General features: G+C 35.4%; 12 protein-coding genes. 9 read left to right on the top strand and 3 right to left on the bottom strand.

Going from position 1 to position 13,298, the window contains the following annotated elements; genetic code table 11:
- Positions 1-9: 9 nt before the first annotated feature.
- On the bottom strand, positions 10-582 hold the full coding sequence (gene def / locus FNJ88_RS01860; RefSeq protein ID WP_143851468.1) for a peptide deformylase: 573 nt from the start codon (positions 580-582) through the stop codon (positions 10-12).
- Complete coding sequence (gene ruvX / locus FNJ88_RS01865; protein WP_143851469.1) at positions 579-995, bottom strand: Holliday junction resolvase RuvX; 417 nt, start codon at positions 993-995, stop codon at positions 579-581. Before ruvX ends, def begins: the two co-directional genes overlap by 4 nt.
- A gap of 109 nt (positions 996-1,104) precedes the next feature.
- Here ruvX and FNJ88_RS01870 point away from each other — a divergent pair, with 109 nt between their 5' ends.
- Positions 1,105-1,581, top strand: coding sequence for a SixA phosphatase family protein (locus FNJ88_RS01870; protein WP_143851470.1), 477 nt, complete (start codon positions 1,105-1,107; stop codon positions 1,579-1,581).
- 129 nt (positions 1,582-1,710) lie between these two features.
- Here FNJ88_RS01870 and FNJ88_RS01875 read toward each other — a convergent pair whose 3' ends face one another.
- On the bottom strand, positions 1,711-3,261 hold the full coding sequence (locus tag FNJ88_RS01875; RefSeq protein ID WP_143851471.1) for a serine hydrolase: 1,551 nt from the start codon (positions 3,259-3,261) through the stop codon (positions 1,711-1,713).
- A 466-nt stretch (positions 3,262-3,727) separates the two neighbouring features.
- On the opposite strand from FNJ88_RS01875, the gene FNJ88_RS01880 reads away from it, so the two are divergent.
- The 8 genes from FNJ88_RS01880 (at position 3,728) to FNJ88_RS01915 (ending at position 13,169) form a co-directional block, all read left to right on the top strand.
- Positions 3,728-4,795, top strand: a complete 1,068-nt coding sequence (locus tag FNJ88_RS01880; protein WP_262711460.1) for an ATP-binding protein — start codon at positions 3,728-3,730, stop codon at positions 4,793-4,795.
- A 23-nt stretch (positions 4,796-4,818) separates the two neighbouring features.
- Entirely contained in the window at positions 4,819-8,403 is a 3,585-nt protein-coding gene (locus tag FNJ88_RS01885; protein ID WP_143851473.1) for a response regulator, read from the top strand.
- Between the two features lie 10 nt (positions 8,404-8,413).
- A complete protein-coding gene (locus tag FNJ88_RS01890; RefSeq protein WP_143851474.1) occupies positions 8,414-8,788 on the top strand; it encodes a response regulator in 375 nt (124 codons plus the stop codon).
- 3 nt (positions 8,789-8,791) lie between these two features.
- The gene (locus FNJ88_RS01895) at positions 8,792-9,613 is read left to right on the top strand and encodes a CheR family methyltransferase (protein WP_228414549.1); all 822 of its coding nucleotides are present in this window, start codon (positions 8,792-8,794) and stop codon (positions 9,611-9,613) included.
- Positions 9,614-10,180, top strand: coding sequence for a chemotaxis protein CheB (locus FNJ88_RS01900; RefSeq protein ID WP_143851475.1), 567 nt, complete (start codon positions 9,614-9,616; stop codon positions 10,178-10,180).
- On the top strand, positions 10,177-10,560 hold the full coding sequence (locus FNJ88_RS01905; protein WP_143851476.1) for a response regulator: 384 nt from the start codon (positions 10,177-10,179) through the stop codon (positions 10,558-10,560). The genes FNJ88_RS01900 and FNJ88_RS01905 overlap by 4 nt, the downstream gene beginning before the upstream one ends.
- Positions 10,561-10,717: 157 nt before the next feature.
- Positions 10,718-12,076, top strand: a complete 1,359-nt coding sequence (pyrF, locus tag FNJ88_RS01910) for an orotidine-5'-phosphate decarboxylase (RefSeq protein ID WP_143851477.1) — start codon at positions 10,718-10,720, stop codon at positions 12,074-12,076.
- A gap of 166 nt (positions 12,077-12,242) precedes the next feature.
- Positions 12,243-13,169 carry an AEC family transporter gene (locus tag FNJ88_RS01915; RefSeq protein ID WP_143851478.1) on the top strand — a complete coding sequence of 309 codons (927 nt, stop codon included), beginning with the start codon at positions 12,243-12,245 and terminating at the stop codon, positions 13,167-13,169.
- The last annotated feature ends 129 nt before the right edge of the window (positions 13,170-13,298 follow it).

The following is a 13,298-nucleotide window of genomic DNA, read 5'->3' on the forward strand; positions in this document are numbered from 1 at the left end:
TTAAGGAATCTATTTGGGAAATCTCATTTTGTAATTCACAGAAACTTCTCCCTGAGAAATTTTCATTAATTTGCCTTTGACTAATTTTTTCTTTAAAGAACTCAGATGGTCGGTGAACAAGATACCCTCAATATGATCATATTCATGCTGAATAACCCGCGCTCTCATATCTGAGAAGGTGTCAGTATGTTTAACGAAATTTTCATCATAATATTCGATAAGAATCGTCTCTTTTCTTTTCACATCCTCGCGCACATCTGGGATAGAAAGACAACCTTCGTTGAATTTCCATTCTTCTCCACTTTCTTCTAAGATTTTTGCATTGATAAAAACCTTTTTAAAATGTTTAAGTTCATCTGCAATATCCTCATAATCCTCATCTTCTGCCAATGGAGATAAATCCACCACAAAAAGCCGAATATCTATGCCAATCTGCGGTGCCGCCAAACCAATGCCATTTGCACTGTGCATGGTCTCAAACATATTATCAACCAATTGCTTCAACTCAGTATAATCTTTGTTGATTTCATGGCAATGTTTTCTTAAAACAGCATCTCCAAATGCTCTAATCGGTAATATCATCTTTGTTTCTGCTCTAAATAGTTTTGCAAAATTAATGTTGCACTCACTTTATCAATCAAACCTTTCTCTTGTCTTTTCTTTTTGTTCTTCCCACTTTGCGATATAAAGAAAGAAGCCATTTTTGAGGTAAAGCGTTCATCAAAACGCGCAACCGCAATATCGGGAAAATCAATTTTAAATTGGTCTATAAACGTCAAAATATTCGTTTCTATCTCATTAAGATTCCCTTTTAAATCAGTTGGAAGTCCAATAACGATTGTTTCAACGTTATTATCCTCAACATATTTTTTTAAAAATATAAAAATATCTTTGGTGGGAACAGTTTCCAAACCACTCGCAATGATCTGCATTTCGTCGGTAGCAGCCAAACCGCACCGAGCTTTACCGTAATCAATTGCTAAAATTTGTGCCATCGTCTGCAAATTTAATAAAATTTTGTTGAAATGATTTTGTACAGGTTTATCTTTTTTAGGTCTGCATATCAAAATAATTTATAATTTTATTGTTTTAAATAATCTCAGCATGAAAACTTTAATTCTTGTAAGACACGCAAAAAGTGATTGGCCCGAAAATACGGATGATTTCGACCGACCTTTGGCGGAAAAAGGCTTTAATGATGCTGAAAAAATGGCTCACTTTCTCAAAGATAAAAATATACAGATCGATAAATTTCTTTCGAGTCCCGCATTACGGGCTCTTACCACATGTGAAATCTTCAATAAAGAATACGGTATTGAAATCGAAACACTACAAAAACTCTATAATGCATCGGAAAACAATTTTGAATCACTCGTGGTAGAAATTGATGATGACCTGTATTCTGTGGCGATGTTCTCGCATAACAACGGCATTTCTAATTTTGCTAACAGCATGTCGGAAGATGTTTTTATGTTTCCAACTTGTGGTGTGGCCGGTTTTCAAGTAGATTGTAATTCATGGTCTGAATTTCATGGCGCTACAAAAAAGCTGATTTTCTTTTATGAGCCGAAGAAGATTTAGATGATCTTATTTTTACAAAATATGGAATGACAGTTTTATACATAGATCTTCCACATCAGAATAAGAAATTACCACAAAAAAACCTCATCAAAATTAATCGGTGAGGTTTTTCATTTTTGTTGAATTAGATTATTTCATTCTTTGTAAATCCAAATCTTCAAAATCAAAACTGAAATCTGTCACGTCAGAAATTGGTTTTAATTTCATTCCTGTAGCTTTTCTATTTTCATCTAACTGAAAATTTACAAATGCATCTGCATCGTAACTTCTATCGTCCCATTTAGCAATCATAACATTGGACGAATAAGGCAGCAACTCTCCTTTCAACCTCGGCGAATTCTTACAGAAAATACGAAAAGTTTTGCCATCAGAGGAAATTACGACCTCACCAAACCATGGATCTTTATAAGTCCCTACAATCTGATCATTTTTGATTTGATTATTTTTATCTTTTTTAAATGCTTCTGATTTTGCGAAAATTTCTTTTTTATCTTTATCATAATCAGCATTCACTTTATCCATTCTATCACCATATAATTTTACCCAATCTTTTTGTGGCATTCCTAAATACGACTCCTTAATTGTATTTGTGATCGCGCTGAACGCAGCACCACTCTGTTGGTTTGTCAATACGACTATTCCTAATTTTAAATCCGGGATTAAAGTAAACTGTGTTACTGTACCGATCAATCCACCGGTATGATATACCTGTTTGTGCCCTTTCACATCCGTTAGAAACCAACCTAAACCATAGCCACCAAAGTTGGAGTCATATGGGTTTTTCAATGCAACCGGCGTTGAAATCTGCAAATTCCATAATTGCTGAATTTGCTTATCTGAAACGAGTTTTTTTCCCTCTTTGGTCGTAAATCCATTGATTAAAAACGCTGCCCAAGTATTCATATCTTTGATATTGCTGATGATTCCACCTGCAGCATTGGCGGTCTCATTCCAGTCATGTGGAACTGCAATTGCTTTTCCATTAACCGGAGCATGAGCGTCGATAATATTCTGAACATTCGCTGCTTTTGCTCTGCTATAACTTCCGAAACTTGAAGTCATTCCAACAGGTTTTAGGATTCTCTGCTCAATAAATTCTGCCCAAGAAAGACCAGAAACTCTATGAATAACTTCTCCCGCTACAATGAACATTATATTGTTATAATCCAAAGTTGTACGGAAAGGATTCTCAGGTTTCAAATATCTTACGTTGTGGATAATATCATTCACCGTCATAGTCCCGCCTTCAGGAAAAAACATTAAGTCACCCTGCCCTAAACCTAAACCCGCACGGTGAGTTAGTAAATCTTTGATGGTAATTTCTTTAGAAACATAAGCATCATTCATTTGAAATTCTGGAATATATTTAGAAACTTTATCATCAAGATTAAGTTTTCCTTCATCTGCTAACATTGCTAAAGCAGTGGCCGTAAAACCTTTGGAATTAGAAGCAATCCCTACTAATGTTTCATCAGTCATTTTCTGATTAGTGGTCAGTGATCTTACCCCAAAACCTTTTGAATAAACAATTTTTCCATCTTTAATAACTCCAACTGACATTCCTGGAACATCAAAAGTTTTTAAAGTATTCTGAATGAGTTCATCGAGTTTTTTTTCCTCCACTTGAGAAAAAGAGAAAAACGAAATAAGAATAAATAATAAAGTGAATTTTGTTTTCATTGAAATTTTGATTTATACGAAGATAGAAAATTTTAGAAGTAAATCATAATTGTAGATAGATACCAGTTGTTCATCCTCCAACAGGAATAAATGGACTCTTAATAAAAGAGTTAGTAAAAATTAAAATCTCACTTCAATTTAAATTCATGTCAGTCGTTACCAAATACTGCCTGCAGCTTGTAGTTTAACAGCTTTTCTCTTAATTGCAACATATTAAGATCGTTAGAGAAATATTTAGTAAGTCCCAAATTGGTAAAAATAATACCTTACAGTATGTTACAAGAATTTATATTTTTCAAAATATTTACGTAATGATTTAAGATAATCATATTATGATAAATAAAAGTTTTTAATTGAAGTTGTAAAATATTAAATACCTTATCTTTACGCTCCTTTTAAGTTAAATTAAATTCAGTTTTATAAAATGATCTTGATTGTAGATGATTCCCCAGAAAATATAGTATCCTTGAAAAAGGTACTTGAGAAAAATGATTTTGAGGTAGATACGGCTTCTTCAGGAGAAGAGGCTTTGAAAAAGATCTTAAAAAAATCATACGTTCTGATCATCCTGGATGTTCAGATGCCGGGCATGGATGGGTTTGAAGTTGCAGACGCCATTTCGGGTTACAGCAAAGCAAAAGAAACCGCGATTATTTTTCTTTCTGCCGCCAGTGCGAACGTAAACTTGATTACCAAAGGCTATTCTTCTGGTGGACTGGACTACATCAGCAAGCCAGTTGATATGAATATTCTTCTTTTAAAAGTAAAAACATTCTATCGCATCTATGAACAAAGTAGAGCATTAAACGAAATGCAGAAAGCATTGAGAGCTGAAATAGAATTCCGGAAAGAAGCTGAAAGAAAAAAAGATGAATTTATTAGTATTGCCAGCCATGAACTGAAAACTCCTATGACCAGCATCAAAGGATATATTCAATTACTGGAACGAAGTCTTGATAAAAATGATAAAGAAACAATAAGAACCCGGCTTCATAAAGTACAAAATCAAGTTGAAAAATTAAATTTATTAATTGCCGACCTTCTAGATATTTCTAAAATAGAAAGTGGAAAATTAAAGTTTAATAAAAAAGATTTTAATTTTGATGAATTGGTTGAGCATATCTTGGAGACCATGCAACAGTCGAACGCACAAGTTAAAATGATTAAAAAAGGACTTGTTGGAGCGTCTATTTTTGGTGATGAAATGCGTATCGAGCAGGTCATTATTAATTTTATAACCAATGCAATAAAGTACGCTCCAGATGGAGAAGAAATTCACATTACCTCGGAGATGCGGGACCACGAAATCTATTTTTCGGTTAGGGATTTCGGGATCGGTATGTCTGCAGAACATCAGCAAAAGGTTTTTGAGAAGTTTTATCGTATTGAAGAAACTTCAGAACGTTTTCAAGGATTGGGGATTGGTTTATATATTTGTCAGGAAATCATTGATCGTCACAGCGGAAAAATAGGGGTAAAAAGCGTATCAGGAGAAGGATCGGAATTCTATTTTCAGATACCCCATAAATCTTAAAAAGAAGGAAAAACACTAATATCATGACTTTTAATAAAAATCTACTATACGGACTGGGAATATCGCTTGTCCTTTTATTTATAAGTTCTTTTGCATCCTATTTCAGTATTAAAAAACTGATTGATAACTCTCAGATGGTACGCAGCAGCAACGTAATTATTAAAGATCTAGACAACCTTTTTTCTCTAATGAAGGATGCTGAAACTGGCCAAAGAGGATATCTTTTAACGGGTGATCGGGCGTTTTTGGAGCCTTATACTAAGGCGAAGGAAAAAATTTCCAGTGGAATCGATGCATTATCTCCGAAATTTGAAAATACCGCAGTCCAAAGCAAAAATTTTGACAAATTAAAAACTAATATTGAAGCACGTCTTGAGATATTAGAAAAAAATTTAAATGAAAGAAACAAGAGAAATATTGTAACGACGGATCAGCTTTTAGAGGGTAAGAAGTATATGGATGATATTCGCAGTACGGTTACCGTTATGCAGCTAGAAGAAAAAAATATTTTGGCGGACCGCACGGAAAGCATGGACAAATTGGCCTCCTACGCTCCTTTTCTAATTATTCTCTCATCGTTACTGGCAATCATTATCACTCTTGTGTTTTTTCGTAAAGTTTCGCAGGACTATAACGAAAAGAATCTGCTAACTACAGAATTACAACAGAAGAATAAAGACATACAAAACAGACTGCTAGCCATTGAAATGGTGGCAGAGCAGATATCGGGAGGTGATTACAATATCCTTTTAGACCAAAATGGAAAAGACAGCTTGGGAAGTTTGGCAGATCCTCTCAATCAAATGGCAGAATCTCTTCAAAGCTCATTTAATTTATTAGAAGAAAAAGAGTGGCTGAGTTCCTCTATTGCTAAGTTAAATGATCTTACGATGGGAGAAAAAACCGTTGAGAGCTTAGCAGCAGACCTTCTTAACAATATCGTTGAAGTTACCAAAAGTAGTGTGGCAGCAATTTATTTGCAGCAAGAGGATAATCAACTGCACTTGGCAGCAAGTTATGCGATGGTGAATCTAGGAACCAATAAAACACTAAAAATAGGCGAAGGTATTGCAGGAGAGGCTTTCCGGGCATCAAGACAAATATTGGTTGAAAATATCTCGGACACTGATATTACAATTAGCTATGCAACAGGAAACACCAAGCCTCAGAATATCTTAGCAATTCCTGTTACAAGAAATGGCATTCCATTGGGCGTCATAGAATTAGGAGGAACACACAACTATTCGCCACGACAACTAAAATTCCTTCAATCGATTTCTGGCAATATAGGTCTTGCATTCTATGACGTACAAAGTCGTGTTAAAATGCAACATCTTCTAGAAGAGACACAGGCGCAATCTGAAGAGCTTCAAAGTCAGCATACCGAGCTTGAAAACATTAATGCTGAACTGGAAGCCCAATCACAAAAATTACTTGCATCAGAAGAAGAATTGCGGGTACAGCAGGAAGAATTACTTCAAAGCAATCAAGAGCTGGAAGAAAGAACCAGTTTACTGGAAGAAAAAAATGCTTTAATTGAAGAACATAATATCGACATTCAGCAGAAATCACTCGAATTAGAACAGAGTACCAAGTATAAATCTGAATTTTTAGCAAATATGTCTCATGAGTTACGTACTCCTTTAAATTCGATTTTACTGCTATCCAAATTAATGACGGACAGTGAGGATCTGGACGAGCAGTATGTAGAATACGCAGAAGTAATGCAAAGCTCTGGTTTAGGCTTATTAACACTTATTGACGAAATTTTGGATCTATCCAAGATCGAATCAGGTAAAATGACTTTAGAAGTAAATGAGGTTCCATTGGAAGAGATTACCGCAGACATGAGGATGATGTTTAATCCAATGGCAAAGGAAAAAAACCTTGCTTTAAATATAGAAATTGAAGATCAAACATCCAAAATACTAAGTACGGATAAACTACGTTTGGAGCAAGTCCTTAAAAACCTTCTTTCCAACGCCATCAAATTTACTTCCGAAGGAAGTGTCACCCTGAAAGTATCAAATGATACTGCAAAAGAAAATATACTGTTCCGAGTAACTGACACCGGAATTGGAATTGCAAAAGACAAGCTGAGTATGGTGTTCGAAGCATTCCAGCAGGCAGACGGATCAACTCAGAGAAAATATGGCGGTACTGGATTGGGCTTATCCATCAGTCGCGAATTAGCTCGTTTGCTCGGTGGATCAATAGAATTAACAAGTACCGAAGGAGTGGGCAGCGAGTTCACATTGAGTATTCCAATTATTTATAGCAAGGAAACTCCAGCGGAACCTATTGAGAAACAAATAAAAAAACCAGTATATCCAATAGTAGAATTGGAAAAACAGCCAGAACGGTATATTTCTGATCGTATTCCACAACCTATTGAAGATGACCGTGATCAAATTATAGCAGGTGACAGGGTGATTTTGATCATTGAAGATGATACTGCTTTTGCAAAAATACTTTTGGATTTTTCCAGAACTAAAAATTACAAGGTCATTGTCGCGGTGCGAGGTGATGTAGGAATAGAAATGGCACAACATTTTAAACCAGTCGCTATATTGCTGGATATTCAGCTTCCGATCATGGACGGGTGGCAAGTAATGGAAGCGTTAAAATCAAATCCAGAAACAAAGCCTATCCCTGTACACATTATGTCGTCCATGAAATTTAAACAAGAGAGTTTGCTGAGAGGGGCCGTCGATTTTATTAATAAACCTTTTGCGCTGGAACAAATGAAGGAAGTTTTCATAAAACTTGAAAACGCACTGAACCGTTCACCAAAAAAAGTCTTGATCGTTGAAGAAAATAAGCAGCATGCAAAAGCATTAAGTTACTTTCTAAGCGCCAACAATATTACTACTAACATTGTAAACAACGTATCAGAAAGTATTGATTCCCTTCAGAAGCAAGAAATAGACTGTGTGATTCTTGACATGGGGATGCCTGATAAAAATGCATATGATACGTTAGAGACCATCAAACAAAACAAAGGATTAGAGAAGTTGCCTATTATTGTATTTACAGGAAAAAGTCTTTCTCAGGGCGAGGAGAGCAGAATAAAAAAATATGCAGATTCTATTGTTGTGAAAACAGCCTATTCTTATCAACGTATCTTAGATGAAGCGGGCTTATTCCTCCATCTAGTGGAAGAGAAGCAAAAGAAACAGCAGGATAAGACTTCAAATTTTGGAAATCTAGGGGAATTAAGGAATATTTTGAAAGATAAAACAGTACTCATTGCTGATGATGATGTACGTAATATCTTTTCCCTGACGAAAGCGCTTGAAATTCAAGGCATGAACATTCTTCCTGCAATGGATGGTAAAGAAGCGCTACAAATTCTGAAAGAAAATGATAAAATAGATATTGTGCTAATGGATATGATGATGCCGGAAATGGATGGTTATGAAACCATTAGGGAAATAAGAGCTATTCACCAATTTAAGAATTTGCCTGTATTAGCAGTCACTTCAAAAGCAATGATGGGTGACCGGGAGAAATGTATAGCCGTTGGAGCGTCAGATTACATCTCAAAGCCGGTAGATATCGATCAGCTTGTTTCCTTACTAAGAGTCTGGTTATACGACAAAATATAAAATTCAGTTTATGAAAAACGTAAAGGAAATTCTGATCATCGATGATGACAATAGAAACATATTCGCGTTAAGTGCTGTTTTGAACGCAAAGAATTATCAGTGTATTTCGGCCATGAGCGCTAGTGCAGGACTGAAAATACTATCTTCTAATGAAAATATCGGAGTGGTGTTGATGGATATGATGATGCCCGAGATGGACGGTTATGAGGCAATCAGAAAGATCAAAAGTGACCATCTACTGAAAGATATTCCAGTTATAGCAATCACCGCGCAGGCCATGACGGGTGACCGGGAAAAATGCATAGATGCCGGGGCGTTCGGTTACATATCAAAACCAGTAGATGTAGATAAATTGCTCCAATTACTTAACCAATTAATTGACTAAAAAGTGAATTCAATAGAGAATAGCGATGAATATATTGAAACCCTACTTGCAGATGTGTTGGAAGTTTATGGTTATGATTTTACAGGATATTCTCGTGCTTCCTTAAAGCGCAGGATTTTGAGACTCTATGAATTAGATCATTTTATTAGTTTTGCAGAATTTAGATATAGAATTAGGAGTGATTCAGGTTATTTTAAACGGTTTTTGGAGCAGATCACCATTAACGTAACTGAAATGTTCAGAGATCCAGAATTTTATAAAACATTGAGAAGTGAAATTCTCCCACGTCTCGGCACCTATCCCTTCATTCGTATTTGGATTGCAGGATGCAGCACGGGTGAAGAGGCTTATTCCGTCGCTATTTTTTTAAAAGAACTCAACTTATTACACAAGTCACTGATTTATGCTACCGATATTAACGGTGCTGTACTAGAAAACGCAACTCAGGCAATGATTCCGTTGAGTAAATTAAAATCCTATACAGAGAATTATATTTCGGCTGGCGGTAGCGAACAGTTTTCTGATTACTATGCGGCCAATTATTCACTTGGGAAACTCAATGATGATTTAAAAAGAAATATTATTTTTTCGACCCACAATCTGGTTTCAGACAATTCTTTTAACGAATTTCAGCTGATTCTCTGTCGAAACGTCCTTATTTATTTTGACAGGCAACTTCAGACAAAAGTTTTTGAATTATTTGATAACAGTTTGGAAAAATTCGGATATCTAGCCTTAGGAACGAAGGAAACTTTGGATTTCTCAACGGTCTCTAAGAATTTCGAAAGACATCCTATGGGTAAAATATGGCGTAAAATTCAATAAATGACACACTGTGAAGCATTAATTATAGGCGGATCTGCTGGTAGTCTGGATGTACTTCTAAAAGTACTGCCAAACCTCAGTGCAAGTATTGCATTTCCTATTGTTATTGTACTTCACCGGAAGCCTGGGAAGGAAAATCTTTTAACCTATTTGTTAAGTTCCAAAACCAAGTTGTGTGTAAAAGATATCGAAGAAAAAGAAACGCTGAAGCCTTCTGTCATCTACATTGCTCCGCCAAATTACCATTTACTCATCGAAAAAGATAAAACGCTTTCGTTTGATTCTTCTGAAAAAGTAAATTTTTCCCGCCCTTCTATTGATGTAACTTTCGAGAGTGCTGCAGATGTATATGCAGAAAATCTCGTATGTTTGTTGTTATCTGGAGCTAATAGTGACGGAACGAAAGGATTACAAAAAGTACATAGAAATGGAGGTACTACAATAATTCAAAATCCAGCCTCTGCAATTGTTGGTTTTATGCCTGAATATGCAATGGAGCATGTAGCAATTGACCTAGTCTTAGAGCCAGAAAAAATGGCAACTTATATAAATCAATTAGTAAAATGACAGATAATCCCTCTTTAAAAGGTAACAAAAAAGTGTTTATTTTTGATGACAACCTGGATATTCTTGAGTTGTGTACAGAAATCTTAAACGATATTGGATGTGAAGTAAAAACATCCCCCACCACCAATAGCATTGAGCAACAGGTATCTGAATTTTCACCTGATCTTATCTTGATGGATAATTGGCTACCGGATATGAGTGGAATTGAAGCTACACAACTGATTAAAGCCAATGACACATTAAAGGAAATTCCTGTAATATATTTTTCTGCTAACAGCAATATTAGCGAACTGGCGAAGGAGGCACTTGCTGATGATTTTCTTGCTAAACCATTCGATATCGACGAGTTTGAAGAAATGGTAAAGAAATATATCAGCTGATTACACATTAGCTGATCTAGAGAAATTTCATTTTAATTACTTTCTGCAACAAATTGCTCGCGCATGATGATCCTAATTTTTTTTGTGGCGTTTTTACCTTTCAGCTTTACTCGAAATTTCCTTAAAAATCTTAACTTTGTCTTAAAGTAAAAAGTAAATGGAAAGTAAGAAAGAATTTTTTCTAGAGTGTTACAAACTCGGCATTATCAAATTCGGCCGGTTTACCCTGAAAAGTGGTATTGAAAGCCCATTTTATGTGGATTTAAGACCACTTGCGTCTGATCCCAAAATTTTAAAACATCTTGCCAATTATCTATTGGATATGCTTCCACTGGATAATTTTGATTTGATCTGTGGTGTACCTTACGCCGCACTTCCGATGGCAACTGCAATGTCTTTGGAAAGCTACCTTCCTTTGATCATCAAGAGGAAAGAAGCGAAACAGTACGGAACAAAAAAAATGCTTGAAGGGATCTTTACAAAAGGGCAAAATTGTCTCTTGGTAGAAGACGTAATTACTTCAGGAACTTCTTTGCTTGAAACGATTCCAGAAATTGAGAATGAAGGAATATCCGTTTCCGATATCGTGGTTGTTCTGGACCGGCAACAAGGTGGAAAACAACTGTTGGAGAACAAAGGTTATCGAGTTCATACGCTTTTTACAATTTCAGAAGTATGTAAGATATTGCAAGATGAAGGTCATTTAATTGATGAAGAAGTAACTAGAATTAACGATTTCCTTGCTGGCAATGTTGTTAAATTTGAAGAAGAAAAAAGACTTTCTTACGAACAGAAATTAGAAGTTTGTGAACATTCTGTAGCGCAAAAATTATTGGACATCGCCATCGAGAAAAAATCAAATCTAATTGTTTCCGCAGACGTTACTTCTACTCAAGAATTATTGGCTCTTGCAGAAAAAGTGGGACCTCACATTGTAGCGCTAAAAACCCATATTGATATTTTACTTGATTTTGATGCAGACGAAACAATTTTACCATTAAAAGAATTAGCAACTAAATATAATTTCCTGCTAATGGAAGATCGAAAGTTTGCTGATATTGGAAATACTCAAGAATTACAGTTTTCTTACGGAACTTATAAAATCTCACAATGGGCAGATTTAGTGACTGCTCAAGTGATCGCAGGTTATGAATCCCTTGACTGTTTTAGAAATGTAGGAGTTGTTGCTATCTTGGGAATGTCATCAAAAGGTACATTAACCGACTCTAACTATCGGGAAGAAGCTACAAAAATAGCCCAAGCGCACCCGAATGTTTTTGGAGGAGTAGCGCAAAATAAAATCCCAAATGAACTGCTGTTATTTACGCCTGGCATCAATTTAGCCGATTCTGGTGACGGAAAAGGTCAGCAATACAATACTCCGGATCACGCATTTAAACAATTGGAAACAGATTTTATAATTGTAGGAAGAGGAGTTTACAAATCTGACGATGCCGAAAAATCTGCTTTAAGTTATAAAATTGCAGGCTGGAATGCTTACGAAGCAAGTTTGTAAAAGAAATCCAAATCATAAAAAAATGAACTCTCGCCATTAAGCAGATTTTGCAGATATATAGTTTTTATATACTGTAATGTCTGCTTAATCTGCGGGAGTTTTTAAAATTATTCCATTATTATTCTGTCTATTCAAAGTCAAAGAAATTATTCAATAAAATTAAAATTTGTCCAATATAATTTTACTTTTTCTCTGCCTATTTCTGGGGTTTCTCCTCAAGAAAACTAAACTGTTCCCAGAAAATGGACATGTCGCGCTGAATTCTTTCGTGATTAACATTTCACTTTCGGCCTTATCGCTGTATTACATTCCAAAAATCAATTTAAATTTCCAGGTGATATTTCCGGTTATGGTTCCGTGGTTGAATATTATTTTAGCCGTTCTTTTTTTTAGCTTTCTAGGCAAGAAATTGAATTGGTCAAAAACGCTTATTGGAGCTTTAATTATGGGTGCCGGTTTCGGTAACACTTCTTTTGTAGGGATCCCGGTCATTCAATCTTTATATGGTGAAAGTGGCTTGAAAACAGTGATGCTAGTGGATCAACCAGGTTCTTTTGTAGCACTTTCTACTTTGGGAATTACTATTGCCAGCTTTTATTCAGGCGAGAAAACAGGTGTCGCTCAAATCATCAGGAAAATCATAAAATTCCCACCCTTTATTGCATTTGCTATTGCCGTCATTTTAAATATTATTAATATAACGATTCCAGTCCAGATTGATGAAGTTTTTGCAAAATTAGGAGCCACTACTGTTCCACTGGCATTGGTTTCTGTAGGAAGTCAACTCAAATGGCATAAATTAGATCACGATGCAAAACCTCTGTTATACGGTCTTTTGTTTAAACTGATTTTATTTCCAGCAATTATTTTTATCTTGTATTTTATGCTTTTAAACCAACGCGGAGAAATGATTGAAATAGCTTTTTTTGAATCTGCAATGGGACCAATGGTCACGGCTACGATTATCGCTGCGGCACATCGCCTGGAACCCAAACTTTGTAATTTAATGATTGGTGTTGGAATTCCATTATCGTTCATCACTTTAACATTTTGGTATTTGCTACTGAAATACTCTGGATTATTAGTAATGTAATAAATTTTCTTTTAACATTTCACCCTACTCTTTTATCAGCTATCTATTTTCAGCTTTAAAGTTTTCTGATAACTTTTTTACCGGATTTTACAGCTTATTCATTGTATCTCTTCTTATCATATATCGTGA

Source organism: Chryseobacterium sp. SNU WT5, assembly GCF_007362475.1.
In the GTDB taxonomy this organism is placed as follows: Bacteria; Bacteroidota; Bacteroidia; order Flavobacteriales; family Weeksellaceae; genus Kaistella.

Coding starts and splice junctions, on each gene's coding strand:
- def (WP_143851468.1), bottom strand. CDS start 582: ATGATATTACCGATTAGAGCATTTGGAGATGCTGTTTTAAGAAAACAT.
- ruvX (WP_143851469.1), bottom strand. CDS start 995: ATGGCACAAATTTTAGCAATTGATTACGGTAAAGCTCGGTGCGGTTTG.
- FNJ88_RS01890 (WP_143851474.1), top strand. CDS start 8,414: ATGAAAAACGTAAAGGAAATTCTGATCATCGATGATGACAATAGAAAC.
- FNJ88_RS01905 (WP_143851476.1), top strand. CDS start 10,177: ATGACAGATAATCCCTCTTTAAAAGGTAACAAAAAAGTGTTTATTTTT.
- FNJ88_RS01900 (WP_143851475.1), top strand. CDS start 9,614: ATGACACACTGTGAAGCATTAATTATAGGCGGATCTGCTGGTAGTCTG.
- FNJ88_RS01870 (WP_143851470.1), top strand. CDS start 1,105: ATGAAAACTTTAATTCTTGTAAGACACGCAAAAAGTGATTGGCCCGAA.
- pyrF (WP_143851477.1), top strand. CDS start 10,718: ATGGAAAGTAAGAAAGAATTTTTTCTAGAGTGTTACAAACTCGGCATT.
- FNJ88_RS01875 (WP_143851471.1), bottom strand. CDS start 3,261: ATGAAAACAAAATTCACTTTATTATTTATTCTTATTTCGTTTTTCTCT.
- FNJ88_RS01885 (WP_143851473.1), top strand. CDS start 4,819: ATGACTTTTAATAAAAATCTACTATACGGACTGGGAATATCGCTTGTC.